The 22,178-nt window shown below is 44.1% G+C and carries 23 protein-coding genes; 14 read left to right on the top strand and 9 right to left on the bottom strand.

All coding sequences use genetic code 11. The features are described from left to right. Positions 1 to 154 precede the first annotated feature (154 nt). From AAAA78_RS03710 to AAAA78_RS03700, 3 genes are all read left to right on the top strand, one after another. A complete protein-coding gene (locus tag AAAA78_RS03710; protein WP_340590372.1) occupies positions 155 to 586 on the top strand; it encodes a DUF3011 domain-containing protein in 432 nt (143 codons plus the stop codon). A 79-nt stretch (positions 587 to 665) separates the two neighbouring features. After that, a complete protein-coding gene (locus AAAA78_RS03705; protein WP_340590370.1) occupies positions 666 to 1,547 on the top strand; it encodes a DUF72 domain-containing protein in 882 nt (293 codons plus the stop codon). A gap of 31 nt (positions 1,548 to 1,578) precedes the next feature. Next, positions 1,579 to 2,394 (top strand): gamma-glutamyl-gamma-aminobutyrate hydrolase family protein, encoded by an 816-nt coding sequence (locus AAAA78_RS03700; protein ID WP_340590368.1) that lies wholly within the window; start codon positions 1,579 to 1,581, stop codon positions 2,392 to 2,394. Here AAAA78_RS03700 and AAAA78_RS03695 read toward each other — a convergent pair. Continuing rightward, on the bottom strand, positions 2,391 to 4,082 hold the full coding sequence (locus AAAA78_RS03695; protein WP_340590366.1) for a thioredoxin family protein: 1,692 nt from the start codon (positions 4,080 to 4,082) through the stop codon (positions 2,391 to 2,393). The two genes, AAAA78_RS03700 and AAAA78_RS03695, sit on opposite strands and share 4 nt — an antisense overlap. 139 nt (positions 4,083 to 4,221) lie before the next feature. Here AAAA78_RS03695 and AAAA78_RS03690 point away from each other — a divergent pair, with 139 nt between their 5' ends. Continuing rightward, positions 4,222 to 5,208, top strand: a complete 987-nt coding sequence (locus tag AAAA78_RS03690; protein ID WP_340590364.1) for an extracellular solute-binding protein — start codon at positions 4,222 to 4,224, stop codon at positions 5,206 to 5,208. A 2-nt stretch (positions 5,209 to 5,210) separates the two neighbouring features. Further along, on the top strand, positions 5,211 to 7,418 hold the full coding sequence (locus tag AAAA78_RS03685) for a TonB-dependent receptor family protein (protein WP_340590362.1): 2,208 nt from the start codon (positions 5,211 to 5,213) through the stop codon (positions 7,416 to 7,418). A 37-nt stretch (positions 7,419 to 7,455) separates the two neighbouring features. Here AAAA78_RS03685 and AAAA78_RS03680 read toward each other — a convergent pair whose 3' ends face one another. After that, positions 7,456 to 8,409 (bottom strand): sterol desaturase family protein, encoded by a 954-nt coding sequence (locus tag AAAA78_RS03680; RefSeq protein WP_340590361.1) that lies wholly within the window; start codon positions 8,407 to 8,409, stop codon positions 7,456 to 7,458. A 143-nt stretch (positions 8,410 to 8,552) separates the two neighbouring features. On the opposite strand from AAAA78_RS03680, the gene AAAA78_RS03675 reads away from it, so the two are divergent. Together AAAA78_RS03675 and AAAA78_RS03670 are read left to right on the top strand one after the other, a co-directional pair. Further along, complete coding sequence (locus AAAA78_RS03675; protein ID WP_340590359.1) at positions 8,553 to 9,854, top strand: imelysin family protein; 1,302 nt, start codon at positions 8,553 to 8,555, stop codon at positions 9,852 to 9,854. Between the two features lie 182 nt (positions 9,855 to 10,036). Next, positions 10,037 to 11,437, top strand: a complete 1,401-nt coding sequence (locus AAAA78_RS03670) for a lytic transglycosylase domain-containing protein (protein WP_340590357.1) — start codon at positions 10,037 to 10,039, stop codon at positions 11,435 to 11,437. Here AAAA78_RS03670 and AAAA78_RS03665 read toward each other — a convergent pair. Beyond that, entirely contained in the window at positions 11,419 to 13,044 is a 1,626-nt protein-coding gene (locus tag AAAA78_RS03665; RefSeq protein WP_340590355.1) for a hypothetical protein, read from the bottom strand. The two genes, AAAA78_RS03670 and AAAA78_RS03665, sit on opposite strands and share 19 nt — an antisense overlap. A 191-nt stretch (positions 13,045 to 13,235) precedes the next feature. On the opposite strand from AAAA78_RS03665, the gene lipB reads away from it, so the two are divergent. The 3 genes from lipB (at position 13,236) to AAAA78_RS03655 (ending at position 15,047) form a co-directional block, all read left to right on the top strand. Continuing rightward, entirely contained in the window at positions 13,236 to 13,892 is a 657-nt protein-coding gene (gene lipB, locus AAAA78_RS03660; protein WP_340590353.1) for a lipoyl(octanoyl) transferase LipB, read from the top strand. 272 nt (positions 13,893 to 14,164) lie between these two features. Next, the gene (locus tag AAAA78_RS19675) at positions 14,165 to 14,374 is read left to right on the top strand and encodes an HNH endonuclease (RefSeq protein WP_445291973.1); all 210 of its coding nucleotides are present in this window, start codon (positions 14,165 to 14,167) and stop codon (positions 14,372 to 14,374) included. 49 nt (positions 14,375 to 14,423) lie between these two features. Further along, on the top strand, positions 14,424 to 15,047 hold the full coding sequence (locus tag AAAA78_RS03655) for an FMN-binding negative transcriptional regulator (RefSeq protein WP_340590352.1): 624 nt from the start codon (positions 14,424 to 14,426) through the stop codon (positions 15,045 to 15,047). Positions 15,048 to 15,156: 109 nt separating this feature from the next. Here the strand turns inward: AAAA78_RS03655 and AAAA78_RS03650 are convergent, their stop codons facing one another. The 5 genes from AAAA78_RS03650 to AAAA78_RS03630 form a co-directional block, all read right to left on the bottom strand. Then, positions 15,157 to 15,588, bottom strand: coding sequence for a DoxX family protein (locus AAAA78_RS03650; RefSeq protein ID WP_340590350.1), 432 nt, complete (start codon positions 15,586 to 15,588; stop codon positions 15,157 to 15,159). 26 nt (positions 15,589 to 15,614) lie between these two features. Continuing rightward, entirely contained in the window at positions 15,615 to 16,043 is a 429-nt protein-coding gene (locus AAAA78_RS03645; RefSeq protein WP_340590349.1) for a BLUF domain-containing protein, read from the bottom strand. A gap of 5 nt (positions 16,044 to 16,048) precedes the next feature. Continuing rightward, positions 16,049 to 16,459, bottom strand: a complete 411-nt coding sequence (locus tag AAAA78_RS03640; RefSeq protein ID WP_340590347.1) for a MaoC family dehydratase — start codon at positions 16,457 to 16,459, stop codon at positions 16,049 to 16,051. A gap of 10 nt (positions 16,460 to 16,469) precedes the next feature. Further along, a complete protein-coding gene (locus AAAA78_RS03635; protein WP_367276418.1) occupies positions 16,470 to 17,825 on the bottom strand; it encodes a PhoH family protein in 1,356 nt (451 codons plus the stop codon). Between the two features lie 79 nt (positions 17,826 to 17,904). Continuing rightward, a complete protein-coding gene (locus AAAA78_RS03630) occupies positions 17,905 to 18,414 on the bottom strand; it encodes a PilZ domain-containing protein (RefSeq protein ID WP_340590345.1) in 510 nt (169 codons plus the stop codon). A gap of 175 nt (positions 18,415 to 18,589) precedes the next feature. Here AAAA78_RS03630 and AAAA78_RS03625 point away from each other — a divergent pair, with 175 nt between their 5' ends. Beyond that, positions 18,590 to 19,402 carry an energy transducer TonB family protein gene (locus AAAA78_RS03625; RefSeq protein WP_340590342.1) on the top strand — a complete coding sequence of 271 codons (813 nt, stop codon included), beginning with the start codon at positions 18,590 to 18,592 and terminating at the stop codon, positions 19,400 to 19,402. Here AAAA78_RS03625 and msrB read toward each other — a convergent pair. Then, positions 19,399 to 19,830, bottom strand: coding sequence for a peptide-methionine (R)-S-oxide reductase MsrB (gene msrB, locus AAAA78_RS03620; protein ID WP_340590341.1), 432 nt, complete (start codon positions 19,828 to 19,830; stop codon positions 19,399 to 19,401). The two genes, AAAA78_RS03625 and msrB, sit on opposite strands and share 4 nt — an antisense overlap. A gap of 74 nt (positions 19,831 to 19,904) precedes the next feature. On the opposite strand from msrB, the gene AAAA78_RS03615 reads away from it, so the two are divergent. The 3 genes from AAAA78_RS03615 (at position 19,905) to AAAA78_RS03605 (ending at position 22,170) form a co-directional block, all read left to right on the top strand. Then, complete coding sequence (locus AAAA78_RS03615; RefSeq protein ID WP_295905320.1) at positions 19,905 to 20,477, top strand: outer membrane beta-barrel protein; 573 nt, start codon at positions 19,905 to 19,907, stop codon at positions 20,475 to 20,477. A gap of 59 nt (positions 20,478 to 20,536) precedes the next feature. After that, on the top strand, positions 20,537 to 21,547 hold the full coding sequence (locus tag AAAA78_RS03610; RefSeq protein WP_340590340.1) for an aminopeptidase: 1,011 nt from the start codon (positions 20,537 to 20,539) through the stop codon (positions 21,545 to 21,547). A gap of 74 nt (positions 21,548 to 21,621) precedes the next feature. Then, a complete protein-coding gene (locus AAAA78_RS03605; protein ID WP_340590339.1) occupies positions 21,622 to 22,170 on the top strand; it encodes a hypothetical protein in 549 nt (182 codons plus the stop codon). Positions 22,171 to 22,178: the final 8 nt, after the last annotated feature.

The following is a 22,178-nucleotide window of genomic DNA, read 5'->3' as shown; positions in this document are numbered from 1 at the left end:
AATGTTTTTTGAAAAGCTCAGCGGAGAAATCCCCTGAGCTTTTTTTATTTCTTAACAGGTTCCCTCACGACACCGATTTTTTCGGCATCATTTGTGCACAATATTTGGTACAAATAAAAAAAGAGCCACATTGACACTTTTCTTTGGGGGAAAAATGAAAAATATGTTCTTGGCTTTGCTAATCGTGTGCGGTTTGGCACCATTGGCGCAAGCTGACATCAATGACAACATGGGTAATGCAGACACTTCTTACGTGAGACCGGGACCTCGTCCTCCGGGTCGCCCTGATCCTTATCCAGGTCCGGGACCTGTGCGCCCCGATCCTCGTCCAGAGCCACGTCCAAATCCAGGTTATCCACCGTATCCACCACCACCAAATTATGTGTATGAGCACGTGACGTGCACGTCTTATAACTATCGTTATAACGAATGCTACTTCAACGACTACAGACTTGTTGAAATCCGCATTTGGGCTCAGCACTCTTACGATGCTTGCATCTGGGGACGCACAGCGGGCGTTTACGGCAATCGTCTTTGGGTTGATCGCGGTTGCAGCGCTACGTTTGAAATTGTTCGTTACTACTAATTGGTAACTTCATTCTTACAAATAAAAAACCCGCAGCATTCTGCGGGTTTTTTATTTTCAAATCAGTTACTTTTTAAAAATGGACATTAGAATCGGTATTTCAGGCTGGCTTTATCCTCCGTGGAGAAAGATCTTTTATCCCGCAGATCTCCCCCAGAAAAAAGAACTCGCCTATGCCAGCCGACAGGTTTCTTCCATCGAAATCAATGGCTCATTCTATCACTATCAAAAACCGGAATCGTATCAGCGTTGGCATTCAGAAACTCCGAACGATTTTGTTTTTTCTGTTAAGGGTCCCCAGTACATCACCCACATTCGTCGTTTGCGTGATATCGAAATGCCCTTGGCGAATTTCTTTGCGTCCGGTGTTTTGTATCTGGATCACAAGCTGGGATCATTTCTATGGCAGTTTCCGCCGAGCTTTCTTTACAACGAAGAACGCTTAGAAACTTTTTTTAAACTTTTACCGCGCACGTTTTCCGAGGCCGCGAAACTTTCTGACAAATCCGATCGTTTTTCTCCGGAATATCCTGCGGCTCTTCGCAAGCAATCTCGTGAATTGCGGCACGCGATTGAAATCCGTCATCACAGCTTTGAGAATCCGTTTTTTATTGAACTTGTTCGTAAATACAACGTCGCGATTGTTTTTGCCGACACGGCTGGAAAATGGCCTTATATCGAAGATGTCACCGCTGATTTTTTATATTTACGTCTGCATGGCGATGAAGAGATCTACAAAAGCGGCTACGACATTGAAACTCTGAACTGGTGGGCTGACCGAATTAAGATCTGGTCTAAAGGAAAACTTCCTAAAGATGCTTTGAATATTGTCGATCTTCCTGTCGAAAAAAGACAAAGAGACGTCTATGTCTATTTTGACAACGATATCAAAGTCCGGGCTCCTGAAGACGCTCAGACGCTGATGAGGCTTCTTAAAGTCAAAAAACCCCAAGAAATTTGACAGCGCTTTTTTTGAGGTTCAAGATTTTAATATGGAAACTAGCAAGCCTCTTTTGATTGGCCTTTCTCCACGTATTTTGCATGAAGCTCCTGAGGGCTTTGAAGCCCGCGGAAAAACTATTCAGTACCTTGAACAAAACTTAGCTCATTTGATTTCTAAACACGGGGCCTTGGTGTTTATGGTTCCTTCTTTGGAATCTGATTCGCTTTTAAATAAAGAAGATCTCAACGTCGATCAGTACGCCGATGTCTTAGACGGCTTGGTTCTGCAAGGAGGTGTGGATATTTCTCCGTCGTTGTATGGTGAAGAGCCCATTCCTGCGATGGAAAAACAACGCCTGGATCCTGTGCGCGATCGCTATGAAATGAAACTTTTAAAAGCATTTGCGAAAAGAAATAAACCCGTCTTAGGAATTTGTCGCGGTTTTCAACTGATGAATGTTTTTAAAGGCGGAACTCTTTTTCAAGACCTGCCGACACAAAGACCTGACAAAGTCGCGCATTATAAAGCGGAACTTTACGATCACCTCACTCACAGTGTGGAGATTGCGCCTCACGGGAAGCTTTCAAAAATGTATTCCCACGGAGGAGAAATCGTTTCGATTCACCATCAAGGAATTAAGACGCTCGGAAATGGTTTGCAAGTGGAGGCGACGTCATCGGATGGCTTAATTGAAGCTTTTAGCAGCACTCAAGATCGATTTTTTGTCGGAGTGCAATGGCATCCTGAATTTCATAAAGACTTTGAAGAACACTTTCTTTCGTCGGAACCTCTTGTGAAAAGCTTTCTTGAAGCTTGTCTTAACAAAGAGGCTCCGTCACCAGAGCCTATCGTGAATCCGTCTTAAAGAGTTTTCTTTAACTCCTCTAACGATTGCGCAATCTTTTTATATCTTTCTAACTTTGCTTCAGGCAAAGCAAGAGCGCGCTCAATGGATTTTTTAGCTTCTTCTTTTTGATTCAGCTCTTTTTGGGTTTGCGCCAAAAGTTGTAAGTTTTGTAAACGCCACTCGGGTCCCAGCTCAACAGCTTTAGCCGCCTCTGGCAGAGCTTTCGCATGTTCCTTGTTTCGAGAGTAAAAACGCGCCAGTCTCATATGGTAAACATAGGTGTCCGGATACGCCTCCACTAACTTTACAAGCCAAGCTTCTTCCTCCGCTTTCAATCCCGCAGTTCTGAAATACGATTGGCCTGTCATAATTTCGCCAGGACGTTTTGCACTTAAGTCTTTTTTCTTTAGAAGATCTTGCAACTGCGTGACGATTTGTTTTGCGATGTCATCCTTTTTGAGAGCTTTCGCAGATGAAAGCCACACCGACATCACTTCTTCTTGTTCAAATGGTTTTAGATCTGAAACATTCCAAGCCACGAAAAAGTCATGAGACTTTTGCGCTGAGCCTGCGATCGACGGAAGAAGTTCCAGGTTTTTATTCAGTTCTGTCTTAACGTCTTCAGGCAGAGCTTTTTTATCTTCAGTATAAAGTGCCGCCAGATCATTGCGTGCAGAGGCTGCCGTGTAAGAATTTGGATCTTGTGCAATCCATTTCTTTAAAACTTGAATGTAGCCATCGCGGTTCTTTTTATCATTTTCATTTTTTTCAGCCCACAAGCCCATTTCTGCATAAGCATAAAAAGCCGATTTATCTTGCAGCTTCCCATACCATTTCACAGCCGTTGCCATATCCAACTTGTTGAAAGCATTTTCGGCCATTTTCATTTGTGCTGTGCGATCACCGGCTTCGGCTTGTTTTTCAAGTTCCACCAAGGATGTTGTTTTCTTTAAAGCCGCCGTCAGCTCTTTAGAAAGAGTTTGAGCCGGCTTAAAATCAAGACTGCGATAAAGTTCTTCACCTTGAGCATTCAAAATCAAAAGTGTTGGAAGAGCCTTGATTTTATATTTATCACCGAAAGCCTTGTTAACTGCGAGATCAGAATTAAGAGCGACCTTCACAAGTTTTTTAGTCGCACCTTTAAAGGCTTTGGTGCCGAACACTTCCGTTTCTAAACGCACGCAAGCAGGACACCAAGGTGCACCGTAATCCACCAAAACCAGTTTTTTCTCCTTGTTGGCTTTCGCGAGAGCTGCCTCGATATTGTTTTCAATAAAGCCATGAGAATTCACATGCACTTTATCTGATTTAACGGTTTTTTCTTGAGGAGCTGCTCCAGCTTCCGCGCCAGTCGGCGCTACAGCACTGCCGGCGTCCGCCGTAAGTTTACCGGATTTTAACATGTAATCGTATTTATGCTCTTCACAGACAGTTTTTTTGTCATCACAAACGTAGAAACTGACTTGAAGAGCTTTGCCCTCGGCCTTGCTCAGATCGAAGATCAATTCTTTTTCTTCTTTTTTAATTGGCGCACTTTCTTGCCCCGCAATGACGATACTTGCGGGCGCGTCTTTATTAAAATGAAAGCCTGTTGCCACATGGCCCACTAATTTCGTTTTTTCAACTTGAAGTGTAGCTTTTCCGTCTGACAAACGTGCATAGGCGCCTAAGGATAGAAAGAGAAACATTACTATTACAGACTTCATAAAAACTCCTCTAGGCATCATATTCTCAATTCACTTTCATCTTCAATGCTTTTTCATTTACGCACATAAACCATAGAAAGATTGTGCTCGCCTCCCACATTGGATATCTCAGCGGTTCACCAAATAAAAGGAGTTTTAGATGAAATTGCTCGTAGCACTTCTCTTGACTGTTTCTGCCTTGGCCGCTCAAGCGGAAACACTGACTATTTACACAGACCGCCCGACAGCGCGTCTTCAACCTCTCGCAGATCAATTCAAAGCTGAAAAGGGCGTTGACGTTGTTATCGTTGAAAAAGCTTATGCGGACGTTCTTGCGCAACTTCAAACAGAAGGTGCGGCAACTCCTGCGGATCTTATTTTCACTAAAGATCTTGTTTTCTTGTCTGATCTTACAAACAAGGGTCTTTTGCAGCCATTGACAAACGCTTCTGTGAAATCAAGCGTAGCTCCTGCAATGAAAGATCAAAATGACCACTGGGTGGCTGTGACTTACAGAGCACGCACTTTGGTTTACGATTCTTCTCGCGTAAAAGCTTCTGAACTTTCTAACTATGAAGACTTGGCTGACGCTAAATGGGCCGGTCGCGTGTGCATGAGAACTTCTAAAGGCACTTACAACGTGGCATTGATTGCAAGCCTTGTTCACCACAAAGGTGAAGCGCAAGCAAAAAACATCATGTCAGGCATCCTTGATAATTTGGCCGTTGATGTTTTCCCAAATGACACAGCGATGATGACAGCGATGGCAAACGGTATCTGTGATGTGGGTATTGCAAACACTTACTACCTAGCAGGCATGGTTCAACAAAATCCTAACTTCCCAATCAAACCTCTTTTTGCGAACCAAGACACAACTGGTGTTCACGTCAATGGTTCTGGTATCGGCATTGTGAAGTACTCACAAAAAGCGGCTCTTGCGCAAGAATTCATTTCTTTGATGTTGCAAGAACCTGCGCAACTTCACTTGTCTTCTAGCCACTTGGAATATCCAGCTGCTTTGGGCGTGACTCCGAACACGTTGATCAAAGACTGGGGCACTTTCAAAGCAGACGCGACAAACTGGTCTGTGATCGGTGAGCAAGTTCCAGCAGCTCAACGTATCATCAAGGAACTTGACTATAAGTAATCATGAATAAGTTCTTTCAAACTCTTATTTTAATTTCTTTCTTCGGCCTGAACTCTCAGGCCGAAGACGTTTCTGAGGTCTCAGCAAAAATGTCTGAGCTCGGTCCGGTCAAGGTGATCGGCAGTTCTGAAGAAGAATTGACCCAACCGAGTTCTGCGCATTTTATCAGTAAAGAAAAGCTCGAACTGCAACAGCAATCCGACGTGAACCGTGTGCTAAAACAGGTTCCTGGCGTTTATGTTCGCGAGGAAGATGGCTTTGGCTTACGCCCCAATATCGGTCTTCGCGGAACTCACCCGGATCGCAGTAAAAAGATTGTCATTTTAGAAGATGGAATTTTGATTGGTCCCGCACCCTACTCAGCTCCAGCGGCCTATTACACTCCTTTTATGAGTAAGATCGAATCGCTTGAAGTCTTTAAAGGTGTGGCGTCTGTTCCCTATGGACCGAACTCCATTGGTGGAGCGATCAATTACATTACTCGCAGTATTCCTAAAAACGACGCGAATGAAGTAGAATTGGCAGCGGGAACTTTTAATACCCAAAAATATCGTGGCAATATTGCACGCGTTTTTGATCGAGGCGGTGTGATGCTTGAAGGCACTCACATGCAAACAGATGGTTTTAAAAAACTGGATTCAGGCGATAAAACAGGATTTTCTAAGAATGATTTCTTGCTTAAAGGTGAATACCACCTTGATGGAGACAAACGTCATTCCTTGCAAATGAAAGTCGGCTACGCCAATGAACTTTCTGATGAAACATATTTAGGACTTTCGTTGGACGATTTCGATGCGTCTCCGTTCCGTCGTTACAATGCTTCTGAAAAAGATTTGATGGATTGGCAGCACGAGCAGTATCAACTGACCTACAAAGCTCAAGTTCAAGAGAACTGGGGTGTTTGGGCGACAGTCTATCACAACAAATTTCACCGTGACTGGCGCCGTTTTGATGGATTTAGAGATGGAAATATTAAAATCAATTCTGTTCTTTTAAATCCCTCTGGAGCCCAAGATCAGCTTTATCACGATATTCTGACTGGCAACGCGGACTCCGCCTCTTCTGGAAGTAACGCGACGGACATCGCTGTTTTAAATAACAATAGATATTTTTACAGTCAGGGCATTCAATTTGGTTCGTTTTCTGCGCACACAGCGGGAACTTGGACTCATCAAGTGAGTTTAGGTCTTCGTCTGCATGATGATCAGATTCGCCGCGACCACATCAAACGCTATTACTCAATGACGAACAGCCATTTGGTGAGTACGGGAGAAGCTGCTGTACAAAAAGACTTAAACCGTGACACCACTCAGTCCGTCGCTGTGACTGCGAGTGATGAGATGCTGGTGGAAGCTGTTCCTGGTCTTAAAATCACGACAACAGGTCGCTTTGAAACTGTGAATTATTCTGCACAGAATGATTTGACGAACACGACAACCAATGGTTCTGAGAATTTCTTCGTGCCAGGTGTGGGAGTGCTTCAACAATTCACCGATCGCTGGTCTGCCTTTGCGGGAATCAATCGTGGATATTCTATCGTAGGACCGGGACAAACTCAGAGCAGTAAAGCGGAAGAAAGTATCAACTACGAAGCGGGAGTCCGTTACTCCAACGCTGACCAGGAATTTTTCGTAGAAGGCATTGGTTTTTGGAACGACTACCAAAACATCAAAGACACTTGTTCTTTTTCTTCCGGTTGTACAACCGGAGATTTAGATCAAACCTTTGATGGCGGGAAAGCCTTGATCACGGGCCTTGAAGCGCGTGTGCAAAAAGGATTTCAGTACAAAACCGTTTATATTCCTGTAGGCGTGAACGCGACGTTCACAAAAGCGGAGTTTAAAAACGATTTTAGCTCTAACAATGAAGTGTGGGGCAACGGCACCATTCATTCCGGAGATCCGCTTCCCTATGTTCCTGAAACTCAATACAGCTTAAGTGTGGGTGCTCAATACAAGAAATTCACACAAGAGGTCGTTCTTTCTTGGACTGGCAAGATGTACAATGAGTCTGTTTCTACGAACAGACAAGAGGTTGCGGCTTACGGGATTGTCGATTGGAGTTTAAAATACCAATATGACAAAGCAGGCTCCGTCTATGCTCGTCTCGATAACATCTTGGATCGTGAGTATTTAGTTTCAATGAAACCTTATGGCGCTCGTCCAGGTAAGGCTCGCAGCGTTCTTGTGGGTTTAAAGCATTATTTCTAAATTTCGGCGGAGGAAGGTCTTACTTCCTCCCGCTAATTTACTTTCTTAAAAGTCTCTTTCCTAAAGTAACAAACGGCGCTTTGTAATGCTCCCACAACGATTTTCGAAATCTTTCATTCAGACCGAAACGAAGTTTTGAAACCTCTTTAGAAAAAACCAAAGATCCAAACAAACCATCCCAAATCGCAAGGCTGACACCAAAGTTTTTATCGTAATGGCGAACGTCTTTGGAGTGATGCACTTGATGCTGGATAGGACTGATCAAAAATCTCTCAAACGGACCAAAGCTCAAAGGAATATGACTGTGGCGAAGGTTGGCTCCGACCAAATTAAAAATAAAACCAAAGCCATTGATACCTAACAATGTCCAAAGCGAGAAACTTGAACCAAATAAGAAAATAAAGACGCCAATCGCAACACCTAAGCTTAAACTATTTCGCAAAATTGCGAGGATGGATTCAACAGGGTGCGCGCGATACAAAGTCACGGGAGTTAAAACCCGGGCACTGTGATGCAATTTATGAAACTCCCACAACCAAGGGATTTTGTGCATCAACCAATGGTGGAAGAAACGCAAAAAATCATCCCAAATAAAAACCGCCAAAGTGAAAAGCACCAAGCCCGCATTGCTTACAGGAATATTTAAAAGATCGCCGCTGCTAAATTTCACTAAAAACCGAATCACAGCCTGAGAAATATGAAAACTTCCTTCAAACAACGGTACAAAGAGGAAGCTTTTAAAGAGAGCATTCAGGAAATAAATCAAATAATCTTGTTTCGTTGAGTGATTCCACCAATATTTTTTGCGCAAAATCCAACGGCTTAAAAGCGTCTTAAGTGGCATTTTTTCCTGACGAGCCACGATCCAAAGAACTAGGATAACCAAAAGCAAACTGGAAATAATATTGACGTGATAAAGCCGTGATGTGGGCTCATCAAACTGAAAGAGTAATTTTTGCAAACGAGTCCAATTTTCCGGCTGCTCAAACATGCCTTTTGTTAGCACACAGAGACGATTTTCACACTTTTTTCTCAACAATCCTCAATGAGTTTTCAACTATGCCCCCGAGGCCATGAAAACTTGTCACAGTGAGGGGTTTTCAGGCACAAAGAGCCTTCTGAAAGTGAGGGCTTATGCACGCGAAAAATCTGGTTTTGAAGGTGTCTTTGGCTTTAGTGACCTGTTTATTAACGGCTTCTTGTTCGGACTTTTTTAAGAACGAAAAAACAGCTCGCAATGGCGGTAACAATACGCCTCAACAAAACCAAGGTGAATCACTTCCTGGTGAATTTCAAAAACCAAATGAAGGTGCATTTTCAGAACAAAAAATGCTGATCAATATCGGCACAAACATTATTGCTCGTGCAGTAGAAGATTTTAACACGCAAGTTCCTGTTTTACGCAGCTCACTTCGCCTGTATTGCGAAGCTTTGGCGACCGGCTCCCTGGCTCGCCGTGAAGAGACGCAAGTGCAATTGGATTGGGAACGCGCCATGCTTTCCTTTCACACGGTTCAAGCGGCACCTTTTGGTCCTTTGATGGACAATGGACGCTTTTTAAATGATTACCTTTATTCTTGGCCTTACCTCAACACTTGCGACATCGACAAAAAGGCCTACGAAAACTCAAAGTCTGCTATCAGCAGTGATGGTTTGATTTTCAACGTTCGTGGTTTGGCAGCAATTGAATATCTGCTTTTTGAAAAGTCGTTGAAATCCACTTGCAACCCAAGAGCAAATCCTGCCATGGCAGAATGGAATGCTCGCGAGGAACAGCAAAAGAAACTGGATCGCTGCTGGTGGGCACAAGAGTTGGCAAAAGATGTAGAGACAAAAGCTAAATCTTTGAACAACGCTTGGTCTTTGCAAGGTGGCAACTTTACCAAAGCTTTGATTGATGGTTCTCGCTACGCGGGATTGAAAGAATCTATCAACGCCGTGACGGATGCTTTGGCCAATATTGAAAAAATCAAAGATTTGAAACTAGGTCGTCCTTTGGCTCGCCATAAAGATTGCACAGAAGACAAGTGTCCTCGCGATGTCGAGCATATCTATTCGGGTCTTTCTTTAGCGGCCGCTGAAGCTCAGCTAAAAGGTTTTAAAGCGATCTTTACTGGCAGCTACTCAGCACAACCTGGATTTGGTTTTGATGATCTGCTGGCACAATCAGGACGCGCGGACGTTTCTGAAAAAGTTCTTCTGGCATTGGATAAAGCGATCGCTTCACTTCAAGCTGCGCAGGACAAAGGATCTTTGTTAGAACAAGTCGAAGCGATGAATCCGACTCTTTGTAAATCGACAACGACGACGGATCGTAAAGAAGAGATTTGCGCCGTTCATGCGGACGTCCGTGAAGTGGCTTTCCTTTTGAAAACAGAAGTTCTCGCTGCACTTGCCTTGCGTGCTCCGCCGACTCATCAAGGTGATAACGATTAAAAAGAATTCGAGGGCCACCAACAGAATTTGCATCATTTTGAACATCTTTTGGTGAGCGCCCCGAAACACAGTGCTAATTTTGTTGCCAGTGACGTTCTTTTAGACAGTTCGTTATGTTCAAACACGTTTTATGAGAGCTAGAGGCCCCAAACTCTAGCATCACTCTTGCTCTGTAAGTAGGGATGAAGAGTGATGAAAACGTGAATTTATCTAAGAATTTTATCTCAAAACGAAGCACCCGCAATGTCGTGGGTTCTCTCGTGGCTTTGAGTCTTCTTGTCGCGCTTTTTAACTCTGCAAGCTTTCCCGTCGTTGTTGAACACATTAAAAAAATCCAACGCATTATCTTAGATGGTGTGGTCTTTTCAAAAGATCCTGATGTCGTTTATCATCGTGAAGAAATCCTGAACGATTATGAAAATCGTATTGCCGATGACTTTAATATTCCCGCGGGTCTTCGCGACCGTGTAGGGTTTTGGTTTGATATTTACACTCGTTATGATGCCAACCGTAAGGTGATTCACCACACACTGTATCCATGGGTGGTGTATAAAGTCGTGGATGTGACAGATATCATTAACAGCGACACTCCCAAAGCGCGCTGGATGCGCAATTTGAAAGCTGACGAATTTGTTTCTGAAGAAACTCAAAATATCCGCGACGCTCTTAAAGAATTGGCTCGTGGTCAGTTTGATGAAGACGACGCCACTCAAGTTAGCGTTGCTAAAGCTCTAGAAACTTTGCCAGGCAGTTTGCAAAACAAAGCCAAAGAGGCCTTAAAAAACGTGCGCGTGCAAACGGGTCAAAAGAACTTTTTTGCTGAAGGTCTTGAGGTGAGTCCTCTTTATCTTAGCGGCATGGAAGAAATCTTTCGCAATCACAAACTTCCTGTCGAACTGACCCGCATTCCGTTTGTTGAAAGCAGTTTCAACCGCCACGCTGTCAGCAAAGTCGGTGCGTCGGGCATTTGGCAGTTTATGGATTACACGGGAAAAAGCTTTTTGACTGTGAACGACCACATCGACGAACGCAATTCTCCCTTTAAGGCTACAGATGCAGCGGCACGACTGCTTAAGGAAAACCATATGATTTTACGTCGCTCATGGCCTTTAGCTGTGACGGCATGGAACCATGGCCCTTCAGGACTTCGTCGCGCCATGAAAGCCGCAGAGAGCGAAGAGCTTTCCGAAATCATCGCCAGCTATCAATCACGCACTTTTGATTTTGCTTCTTCTAATTTTTATTGTGAGTTTTTGGCCGCTCTTTATGCTGAAAAATACCATGATCAAATTTTCACGGATCTTGAGTATGAAAAAACTTTGGATCTGCACACCGTGAAACTGGCACGCGCTATTTCTGCTAAAGAACTTTTGCGTCGCAGTGGTCTCGCCAAAGACGATTTCGTTCTTTACAATCCGGATCTTAAGAAGGCTCTGGAGCGCAACGCTTCGATCCCTTCGGGATTCACGTTAATGGTCGACACTCCAGCGCGTTTAGTTTTAAAAAGTCTTCTTACGAAAGACACGCGTCCTGACGACAGCAAGGTCAGCCAAAGCGACGTTTCTTACTTCAAACAAGAATAGTAAACTTCGTAGTTTCCTGCAGGAAGCATTTCATCAAACACCACGTTCAATCCTTGAATTGAGCGTGTGCCGTTGTAAACTTGTCCGTCTTTAAGAACCAACAAAGATCTCATCGAGTCGATCACCGGAGCACAAGTCAAAGTGAACGACTTTAAAGTTTTTCTCACACCTTCAGCGATCCCTTGAACTTGCGCCGCATAGTCGGTAGCACAGACGTCACCAATTACACCGCCTGTGAGTTTTGAAATCTGTTCATAGCGGAACCCCGCAGAATAACCTTCACCACTCAAACACGCTTTATCTCCAGGACGCGCGATGATCGAGTGAAAGCTCATGGCTTTTTGTCCACCGAAACTGTCTTGAACGTATTTAATAAAGTTCGCAGGATCATTCTTCGGACCATTCGCTGATTCGTCTTCATCCGAAATCACCACGACGGCCAACTGTGAATCCTGACGAATAAAGTTTTTATTACTGCCGACAGCGCCCAAAGATCTTTCGATCGCTCTGTAAGCGGCATAAATACCTTGCTCATCACCACTGCCCGTTTCGGGTCTTTGCAAAGTCATACCCAATGTGTAACGAGCATCAGCGTCTGCCATCGAAGAATTTAAAATATAAGAGTTCGTTTTTCCATAAAGAGGAACCAAACGGCCATCGCCCAAAGTGCTATGCACAGGATCTGTAGTCGTCACAGCGATTTGCCAGTCTAAGCCCTTCACAACGTCTAAAAAGTTACGCACGCGATTGGCCATGCTCTTTTGTTCATACTCCATGGAGCCCGAGTTATCGATGACAAAAAGAATGTCCACTTTTTGGTAGGCATTCACTTTCACGTTTTGCACCATTTGTTTATATAAAGAAGAAACTTTAAATGAGATGGTCTTTTCAGAAGCAAAACCTAGCTTGTCTTTAGCTGAAACTTTAAACGTGTAATCGCCACCTGCCATCTTTGGGAACGTCACTTTATTTTGTCCCGCCAAGCAGGCTTTCGAGACTCCAGCAAATTCACAAGTGACTGTATCAACACCAGCACCGGCGTCCGTCACAGAGAAAACGATTTCAACATCCAAGCCCTCTTCAACAGGAGCTGATGGATATTTAGCAAACACAATCTCAGGACCGGCCTGATCGATAAAAATCTTTCTTGTATAACAAGAACTCATACGACCGTCATAGTCGCGAAACTGAACACTCACAGGAACAGCTTGATTTGATTTCGAACTGACAAAGGACATGCTGTTGGCGTAACGGATCCAGTCTCCATTGGCACAGGTTTCATTCTCAGAAACTTTCAAATAAGCTGACTGAAATGGAGGATAAAAATCCAAAGACAAATTGGTAGAAGCCGTAAGGACTTCTCCTTTGTTGATATCAAATCCATCGGGTGCTGAAGGCTGTGGAGGCGTCTTCGTTCCGTCATCATCAGGGTTCGTCGGAGTTGTTGTTCCACCGTTTCCTTGGCTCGCATTGTCGTCGCCACCGGGTTCTGTCACAAAGTCGCCGTTATTCAAGTTAGAAGGGACTTCTTTGCCCCCACCACTTTCTAGACACCCTGTTAACGCCATCCCTGCGATCAGTAGAACTGTTACACCCAGATTCTTCATGGACCCTCCGTCTATTTTCCCTGTCCTGTGATTTCATTCTGTAGCGGGTTTGAGGGGCATTTCAAATGAATCTCATTTTGAAATTTTTGTGACTAAAGCATCAACACTCGCAGAAACACTGATGTAAAAAGATTTGTCAGTCTTTTAATAAAGCCATGACATCCCCGACTTTCGGTGGCAAAACAGAAAATATGGCTGACCTTATTTTTCAAGATTGGGGACTCATTGATTACGATGAAGCCCTGAAAAAACAGCTCGAACTCGTCGAGAAAGTTCACTCGGAAAATCTTCCGGGCTATCTTGTTTTTTGTTCTCACCCACCAGTTGTCACTTTAGGTCGCGCCACCAAAGAAGGCGACGTCTTTGACTGGAATGGAAAAATCGTCGAAGTCTCTCGCGGAGGACGCGCGACTTATCATGGCCCAAGTCAATTGATCGTCTACCCGATTCTCAATTTAACTTTGGCACGCAAGGGCCGTAAGGATCGTGAGATCGTCGGATACTTACGTGTCTTCGAAGATGCCATTGTCGATGTTTTAAAAACTTACGACGTGCATGCCCAGGGAAGATCCTTACACAAAAATCCGCAAACAGACTCTGAAGCTGATGAAACAGGTGTGTGGGTAGGAAATCATAAAATCGCATCCCTGGGTGTCGGCGTGCGCAAATGGATCACCTTCCACGGCGCCGCCATCAATCTGAATTATGATCCCAAAGCCTTTGTCGGCATGAACCCTTGTGGATTTACAGCGGACACGATGGTGAGTCTTGAACAAGTTCTCAACACACCGATCGACACAAAACAATTTAGCGAAAAACTAAAACTTCGCCTGCTACAGTCTTTGTAACCGATAGCGGCCTATTTATTACAGGTCTGCTCATGCAGGTGAGAAAATGTTTTCGTTAAATCTGTTAAATCTATTTGCTTGAGTTTTAGATTTTCTCTAAAAGTTATAGGGATTGCGCGAAATAGAAATTCGCCGTCTGTAAAAATCAATCGCTGCTACAAGAATTTAAGGAACTTTTTGCTCACGAACTGCCAGATGGAAATGCTGCACACCTGCCATCGGCGCCAAAGGTGCCATCCTTAAGGCCTGCTATTTCTGTTCATACCAAGAGAATGCTCTGGCAAAGAGCCCAAGGCTGCTGTGAGCATATTGATTCAAAATCTAAAAGGCGATGCTCCTCAAAATATGCGTTGGAAATCGATCACACGAAACCCGTTGCTCTTGCCGGAGAGAGCAACATTGAAAACTTAACCTTGCTATGTCAGGCTCATAACTCACGGAGATCTATTAAAACTTTTGGCGTCAACAGCGTTTCGACTTAGTTTGATATGATTACGCTTGACCTGACGAATGAACAGTTTAGTATTTCTCATGATCAACAAACATCAGATACCAGTTCATGAAACAGACGCGCTCCTGGCGATCATTAATAAATATCCTCTGGCGACGGTTATTACCCATTTTGGGGATTCGGTTGAAGTTAGCCATCTTCCAGTTGTGGCGGATGTACAATTGAATGGAAAAATCTCCATCCGGGGTCACTTGTCGACGCGAAATCCGCAATGGCAGCATCTTAAAAATGGAGCCGCTATGGTGTTAGTGTTCAATGGTCCCAACGCCTATATCAACTCAAGTTGGTATAGAGTTAATGATGTTTCAACTTGGAATTATATCTCGGTTCAAGCAGAAGGCTTACCGACATTGGAAGAGACTTATGAGGGGCTTCTAAAAATTTTGAAAGCAACAACTCATCTTACAAATCGTTTATATAAAGATCAGTGGGACTTTTATATCCCTGACGATTTAAAATCTGAAACTGATTTAATAAGTGCAATTGGTGGATTTTCTTTAATGCCTAAAAAACTTATTGGGAAGTTTAAACTGAGTCAGTCAAAATCTCTTGAGGATCAAAAACGAATTATTGAAGAGCTAAATCTGAGAGAAGATGAAAACAGTAGATTGATCGCAAGATTCATGGCTGAAAATTTCAAATAAAGAGTAATTAAATTTAGGCAGCAAATAACCACTGGTTTTCTACTCAACCACTTATTTAAAAAGCTCCGACTAAGTGATTGGAGCTTTTTAAAAATAGAATGCTCTTCTTTTACTGCCTTTTCGAAATCATATGATCCACGGACCAGCGGCCGGCTCCGTGAAGTACAAAAAATAAAGCAGAGAACATGTACAGCAAAGCCATTTCTTTCTTCGCGAAAGGATCGGCACCGTGCACGCCTAGGACTGCTACGAGCATTGTGAAAACTACAAAGGCTGCGGCGGGACGTGTGAGGAGGCCGAGTGCTAGCAAAACTCCTCCTGCAAATTCTGCAAGGCCTGCACACCAAGCGAAAAATTCAGGCGCTGGAAACCCCAAAGAAGAAATACCATCCACTAACATTTGCGGAGGAGGCAGTTTTCCCAAACCATGCGAAAAAGCCATCGTCAACCCGATAAACACACGCAACAAAGTCAAAGCAACATCGTCGTATTTCGTGTTGAAATTTCTTGCAGATAAAATCTTGGATAGAAAACCAGACATACAGAAACCTCCAACAAAGCTGTTAATTATTTTAATTCAGGAGCGGAAGCACGGAACTGGCGAAGCATCGGCATAATCAAAGAACGGCGGCTCGCACCACCATCTAAGCATGCATCAAATAGATTGATCAGGTCTTCCGTGGAATTAGGGCTAACGTCGCCATCGTAGAAAGCCATGGTCCAATTCGGGAAAAGGCGCTGATCGCCTTGCGCTTCAATAAGAACACGCAAAGAATAGTTACGATCATCTAACAGGATTTTACCAAGAACCTTGCGAACGCTTTTTTCATCGCCTTCCAACAATTGCAGAAAGTGTCCATCACGAAAAATCAAAAGGCCAGTGATGGCCTCTTGAGAATTATTTCGTCGTGAAACTTCGAGAATATCGTGAATATCCGTGTAACTGATATCCTCGGCCGCCTCACTGATATAGACGAGATGAAAAATTGGATTCATACCCTTTATGCCGGAGCATTCATCATGATGACGGCTTCACCCTTCACCACGATATCTCCGTTTTCTTTGTATGCGTTTGTTTCAACCGTCGCGATTCCTTTTTCTTTACGAAGACCCGTGATCTTGATTGTGATCGTGATCGTGTCATCGATGAAAACCGGATTCACGAATTTCAAAGATTGTCCCAAATAAATTCCACCCAAACCGATTCCGTCAACAAGAGCTCTGGAAATCAGAGCTCCAACGATCATCCCGTGGGCAATACGACGCTTAAAACGGCTCTTCGCCGCGTAATCGTCGTCAAGATGAATAGGATTGCGGTCTCCTGATAAATCAGCGAATTGGTGAACCATTTTGTCAGTCACCTTCACTGTGATCGAAGCCGTGTATCCTACATCAATTTCTGCCGTAACCATTTTAAAACTCCTACAAAATATTCGCTGCCAATTCGGCAAGCTCAGATCTTTCACCTTTTGTGAGAGTCACGTGGGCTGCAATCGGGTGCCCTTTAAATCTCTCCACAGCGTAAGTGAGACCGCTGTTCGCAGAATCTACATACGGGTTGTCGATCTGATAAACGTCTCCAGTCAAAACAACTTTTGTCCCGCGTCCTGCGCGTGTAACAATTGTCTTGATTTCATGCGGAGTCAAGTTTTGTGCTTCGTCGACAATGAGGTATTGCTTCGGAATGCTGCGACCGCGAATGTATGTCAGAGGCTCAATGTTGAGCATGCCCTGATTGATCAATTCTTGCGCGCGACCTGCTGCTTTTTTGTCCGCACCCATCAAGAACTCTACGTTATCAAAAATCGGCTGCATCCAGGGATTTAATTTTTGTTCAATGTCACCTGGCAAATAGCCGATATCACGTCCCATTGGGAAGATCGGGCGAGATACAAGTAATCTCTGGAATTGGCCTTGATCCAAAGTTTTGTGAAGACCTGCTGCGATCGCAAGCAACGTCTTACCGGTGCCGGCTTTACCAACAAGAGAAACGAACATCACTTCATCATTCATCAAACAATCCAAAGCAAACGCCTGTTCGACATTTCGAGCGTGAATGCCCCAGATAGAATCTGCCGCTTGCATCAATGGAACGATGGCTTTTTCAGCAAAACTAAAACGACCAATTGCCGAGTGATTTGGATTCGCGGAGTCCTTCATGATCACGTATTGGTTCGCATAAAGCTTCATGTCCGTCAAAAAGCGTTTCTCTTTGTAGAACATGTCGATTTGCTCAGGAGTCACCATGATCTCTTGATAACCTTCGTAAAGGTCGTCGCGGTTGATGTCGTTCGACTCATAGTCTTTTGCAACAACGCCGTAAACGTCGGCCTTGATACGAAGATTGATGTCTTTAGAGATCAACTCCACTTTGTAGCGTGGATGTTGTTTCTGCAAAGCTAGAGCCGTATTCAGGATACGATTGTCTGCTTTTTGGTGATCCAACTCTGACGGCATTCCCGCCAGCATCAAATCCGTGTTGATATAAACCATCGTTTCGGAATTATCGATTTGCACGCCACTTGCGAGAGAACCCTTCGCACGAAGCACGTCGATAAAGCGGCTGAATTGACGGGCGTTACGTCCGTTTTCACCTTGGTCTCTTTTGAATTTATCTACTTCTTCGATAACTGAAATGGGGATGTGAACATCTGCCTCCCCAAAACGCAGAATCGCCTGAGAATCGAAAAGAATCACGTTTGTATCGACAACAATTTTTCTGCGCTTAGCTTTACTCAAGGACAGCCCTCCGTGTTTATAGTCCGTGCAATTCTGCATCCGCTGCAGAATATACCACAGCTAAATTGCAACAAATTGCAGGACTAAAGTCCACGGAAAAGGGCCGCGTGAATTGAATTTACGAGATGTGCGAAACAAGAACGTCGCCGGAATCCGTTTTCAGACTCGCACTGACGTTTTCGATGAATTTAACGAAATGATGGAGCGCGACATCATTCATTGTGCCTCTGACGAAATTAGCACCATGACGGATCACACCTTCATCTTCGATTGAGCGACTGTTCGTCACACGAATTGTGAACGGAAAATAAGTCGAGTGATTCAGATAAACGCGCATCGCGACTTCTTCACCCGTCGTAAAACCGCCCTCTGTCAGTTCCAAATCAAATGCCATCCCGTTTTCAGAGATGTCATAAAGAGCGGCCTTTAAAAGACCTTTTTCAGGCAAAACCACAAATGCACCCACGAATTCCGTGAGAATAGTTCTTTTTACATCGCGGCGATCACGGCTCAAAATCTCTTGACGAGCCTCAGTGATATCAAGGATTTCCGCACCCACTTCTTTTTTCGTATTTTCTAAAGAATTTTGAGATCTTAGGCGTGGCGTGATATCGAGCACTTTCCCCATTATTTCCCCCTGTGACACATTCTTATCGGCAGAAAATGTTTCAACTTTAGCCGTCTTGCACTAAGGTCCAGTTATGTCTTAAAATGGGACGACGATGATAACCACGCGACGAGTTCTTTTAGTTACAGCCCTCCTTTGCAGTCTTTTACTGCATTTAATCTTCTTTGGAGGTGTGGTGTGGTTGGCTCCCCTTTTTGAAACGCCACCGAAAGAGACTATCGAGATCGCTCTTTATCCTGAGGGACAAATTTTAGAAGCGCTCACTCCAAAAAAACAATCCGTCGTTCGCCAGGCCTTGGTTCCTGAAAAAATGAAGGCGCCCGATGACGAAACTTTGGCGCGTTTTCTTTCTGAACAAAAACAACGTGTGCGTGAAGAAACTCGCGCCGCTCAGAACGGCATGACGGCCAATCGTAGCAATCGCGGAACTTCTCAACAAAACATGCCGCCGCAACCGCAAACACATTCGGGAATGAAAGCCTCTGAAGAAAAAGACAAAGACGGATTTCAAAACGTCGATATCACCAAAGAGCTGCAAGAGATGAATCGTTTTAACGATGGCATGTCGACGATCGGTGAATCCATGCCGCGTGATATGAAAGTCGGCTCTTTCACGGCGTTAAATACGGATCGCTATCTTTTCTATACATTCTACGCCCGCATGGAAGAATTGATTCGCTATCGCTGGGAAACACGTGTGCAACAAGCGATTAATAATTTCGACCGCCCTACTTTATCGCAGGCGGGAAATCGCAACTGGACAACTCACATAGAATTTTTGCTGGATAAAACCGGACAGCTTCGTCAGGCTTTGATTATGAAAGAGTCCGGCATCATGGCTTTCGATGCGGCTGCCGTGAATGCATTCCGCGACGCCAAGGTTTTCCCAAATCCTCCGCAAGAGATGGTTCAAGACGACGGATTTATTCACGTGAAATTTTCATTCACGGTGAATTACAATCCGCCAGCTCTTGTGAATCGCAACTAAGACTTTTTTGGAATAAACTTCAGCGACGCTGAGTTGATACAATAACGAAGTCCGGTCGGCGCCGGTCCATCATCAAACATATGTCCCAAGTGAGAGTTTGAATTCTTCGCACGCACTTCGATCCGAGTCATACCATGCGAGTGATCCGGAAGCTCCACCACCGCGTCGGGCGAAATAGGTTTTGTAAAACTGGGCCACCCCGACCCTGAATCAAATTTATCTTCACTCGAAAATAGAGGCACTCCAGAGATAGCATCCACATAAATACCTGCTTCATGGTGATTCCAATAGGCATTTTGAAAAGGCCTTTCCGTGCCGTTTTCCACCATGATTCTGTACTGCTCTGGCGTCAGGATTTTTTTTAGTTCATTCTCATCATCGGGAAGCCCGCATTTTAAAACTTTGTCAGCCATACCTTGGTTATACATGGTCTAGCTCCTTTAGTCCAGACGGTGCCGGAATTCATGTCACTCGCCAAGGACCCTTGCTAGAATGAAAGAATATGAAAAAGATATTTTCTGTTTTAGTTTTGGCCGTTTTAGTTTCGACGTCTCTTTCCGCACAAGCTATGTACACCGAACTCGGGCTTTCTTACGGACGAAAAACAACGACCTTTGATGAAAACAATAAATTCGATTCAGAATCCATCACGGGATCGTTATCCCTTTATTTCTTAGAACGCTTGGCTCTCGAACTGAGTTACACGGATGCTCGCGGTGTTCGTGAAGAAAAAGCAAGCCCTTCGGATGCCCAACGTACGACAACTCAAAAGTCCCAAATCATGGGTGCGGATTTGATTTTGGTATTTGCGGATAAAAAAGCTTTATTCCAACCCTACATCAAAGGCGGCGGAGCGCAAATCAGCCGCTATCAAGAAGTTAAAATCGAAGGACAAAATACTTTCAAACTTCAACCGGAAACAGCGACGGTTCCGAGTTATGGGGCGGGCTTAAAAATTCAACTCACAGAAACATTTGGTATTAAACTAAGTTATGACGTTTGGAAAACTCCGATCGGCGGAGGAATGCAAACGGATGACTCTTCTATTCGTGCCGGAATCACTTGGGTCTTATAAAACGTTTTCTTAAAATAGCGATCTTTCCTTTGGGTCTTTCGCTTTTATGCGGATGCCAAATGGGTTATTTGATGAAGTCCGGTTATGGACAAATGAAACTGCTGGGCAGTCGCGTGCCTATTGAGGAAGCTCTTCAAGATCCAAACCTTGATGAATCTAAAAAACAAAAACTGCGTCTGGCGCAAGAAGCGCGCGAGTTCGCAGAAAAAGAACTGCATCTTAAATCCACAAAAAACTACACGTCGTATGTTGAATTGGGAAGACCCTACGTCACTTACGTTGTGAGTGCAGCTTATCGTTGGGAACTTAAACACTATCAATGGTCTTATCCTTTTATGGGAAAAATGCCCTACAAAGGATACTTCAACGAGCCCGATGCTCTTGAAGAAGAAAAAGAACTGCAACAAGAAGATCTCGACACTTACATGCGCGGCGTTTCCGCTTACAGCACCTTGGGTTGGTTTAACGATCCAATCTTAAGTTCGATGCTTCGTTACGATGACTACGATCTTGTGAATACGATCATCCACGAAACGGTGCATGCGACTTTGTATATTAAAAACTCGGCGGACTTTAATGAACGCCTGGCTACGTTTTTAGGAAACAAAGGCGCTGAACAGTTCTACCATAAAAAAGAAGGCGCGGACTCACCCACTTTGAAGCAGATTCAGAATGAAAACGCGGATAACAAACTTTTTTCGCAGTTTATTTCGGGCGAGCTGAAGGATTTAGAAAAATGGTACAAAGATCTTCCTGCGAACGAAAGGTCTGAATCCAAACGCCAAGAGCGCATTCATCTGATTCAGGAAAAGTTTACAAAGGAACTTCAGCCACAGCTTAAGACGGACAGTTACAAGAAGTTTCCTGAATCCAAGCTCAACAACGCCCGCCTGCTTCTTTATAAAACCTATATGCAAGATCTTGGGGACTTTGAACGTCTTTATGAGCTCTTGGGAAAAGACTATTCCCGCTTTATTGAGCAATGCAAAACCTTGGAAAAGGCGAAAGACCCTTCTCAGGGCTTGAAAGACTTAATTGTCTCTTTAAACACCCATGCAAAAAAAGAATAATAAGTAACCAGAAGCGCACTTCTCTTTTTTAAGAGGGCTTCCTATAAAGGGCCCATTCAAAACGGAGAGAACCCATGAAGACTGTATCTTTGTTCAGCGCCTTACTTTTGACTTTTTCTTTAAACACTTTCGCTAAAACATCTGAGATCGAAACCCAAGTCGCTAAGCTTGGTGATCTTGCTTATGGCTATGATGTATTTCATGTCGGTGGAAAAACAACGGAAGAAATTTTGCAAAACTTTTCTATGCATGAATACGGTGAAGTATCGAAGCTTGTGCACAAAGAAGTTCAAGACATCGCTTGGGGTGATGAAGTAGACATGGGTACAACATCTGCGGATTCCGCGAATGCCATGTCAGAGTTCATGATTTCCCAATCCGAAGAAAGCCTTGAAAATTACGACGAAGCAGATCCTGAAGCCACAAAAATCAAAGCGCAAATTCAAAAGGTGAAAAAGGAATGGCCCGGAGTTATCCGCGTTCTTGCCAAAGCCCGCGCGCAGTTTGGTTACACAGGAAACGGTCCTGGATATTGTGGCGTTACGTTCGCGACTTTGCTAGTTATCGACACGACAACCGGCACAGTTTACCAAATCTATCTTTCACAAAGCGGTGAATGTTAATTAGGAAT

The sequence above is a fragment of the Bdellovibrio sp. BCCA genome (assembly GCF_037996825.1).
Lineage (GTDB): Bacteria > Bdellovibrionota > Bdellovibrionia > Bdellovibrionales > Bdellovibrionaceae > Bdellovibrio.
This window is presented reverse-complemented; position numbering and strand designations above follow the sequence as displayed.

Bases quoted from the DNA above. Each gene is read 5' to 3' on its own strand.
- AAAA78_RS03710 (WP_340590372.1), top strand. From the start codon at position 155: ATGAAAAATATGTTCTTGGCTTTGCTAATCGTGTGCGGTTTGGCACCA.
- AAAA78_RS03705 (WP_340590370.1), top strand. From the start codon at position 666: ATGGACATTAGAATCGGTATTTCAGGCTGGCTTTATCCTCCGTGGAGA.
- AAAA78_RS03700 (WP_340590368.1), top strand. From the start codon at position 1,579: ATGGAAACTAGCAAGCCTCTTTTGATTGGCCTTTCTCCACGTATTTTG.
- AAAA78_RS03695 (WP_340590366.1), bottom strand. From the start codon at position 4,082: ATGAAGTCTGTAATAGTAATGTTTCTCTTTCTATCCTTAGGCGCCTAT.
- AAAA78_RS03690 (WP_340590364.1), top strand. From the start codon at position 4,222: ATGAAATTGCTCGTAGCACTTCTCTTGACTGTTTCTGCCTTGGCCGCT.
- AAAA78_RS03685 (WP_340590362.1), top strand. From the start codon at position 5,211: ATGAATAAGTTCTTTCAAACTCTTATTTTAATTTCTTTCTTCGGCCTG.
- AAAA78_RS03680 (WP_340590361.1), bottom strand. From the start codon at position 8,409: ATGTTTGAGCAGCCGGAAAATTGGACTCGTTTGCAAAAATTACTCTTT.
- AAAA78_RS03675 (WP_340590359.1), top strand. From the start codon at position 8,553: ATGCACGCGAAAAATCTGGTTTTGAAGGTGTCTTTGGCTTTAGTGACC.
- AAAA78_RS03670 (WP_340590357.1), top strand. From the start codon at position 10,037: ATGAAGAGTGATGAAAACGTGAATTTATCTAAGAATTTTATCTCAAAA.
- AAAA78_RS03665 (WP_340590355.1), bottom strand. From the start codon at position 13,044: ATGAAGAATCTGGGTGTAACAGTTCTACTGATCGCAGGGATGGCGTTA.
- lipB (WP_340590353.1), top strand. From the start codon at position 13,236: ATGGCTGACCTTATTTTTCAAGATTGGGGACTCATTGATTACGATGAA.
- AAAA78_RS19675 (WP_445291973.1), top strand. From the start codon at position 14,165: ATGCTCTGGCAAAGAGCCCAAGGCTGCTGTGAGCATATTGATTCAAAA.
- AAAA78_RS03655 (WP_340590352.1), top strand. From the start codon at position 14,424: ATGATCAACAAACATCAGATACCAGTTCATGAAACAGACGCGCTCCTG.
- AAAA78_RS03650 (WP_340590350.1), bottom strand. From the start codon at position 15,588: ATGTCTGGTTTTCTATCCAAGATTTTATCTGCAAGAAATTTCAACACG.
- AAAA78_RS03645 (WP_340590349.1), bottom strand. From the start codon at position 16,043: ATGAATCCAATTTTTCATCTCGTCTATATCAGTGAGGCGGCCGAGGAT.
- AAAA78_RS03640 (WP_340590347.1), bottom strand. From the start codon at position 16,459: ATGGTTACGGCAGAAATTGATGTAGGATACACGGCTTCGATCACAGTG.
- AAAA78_RS03635 (WP_367276418.1), bottom strand. From the start codon at position 17,825: ATGCAGAATTGCACGGACTATAAACACGGAGGGCTGTCCTTGAGTAAA.
- AAAA78_RS03630 (WP_340590345.1), bottom strand. From the start codon at position 18,414: ATGGGGAAAGTGCTCGATATCACGCCACGCCTAAGATCTCAAAATTCT.
- msrB (WP_340590341.1), bottom strand. From the start codon at position 19,830: ATGTATAACCAAGGTATGGCTGACAAAGTTTTAAAATGCGGGCTTCCC.
- AAAA78_RS03615 (WP_295905320.1), top strand. From the start codon at position 19,905: ATGAAAAAGATATTTTCTGTTTTAGTTTTGGCCGTTTTAGTTTCGACG.
- AAAA78_RS03610 (WP_340590340.1), top strand. From the start codon at position 20,537: ATGGGTTATTTGATGAAGTCCGGTTATGGACAAATGAAACTGCTGGGC.
- AAAA78_RS03605 (WP_340590339.1), top strand. From the start codon at position 21,622: ATGAAGACTGTATCTTTGTTCAGCGCCTTACTTTTGACTTTTTCTTTA.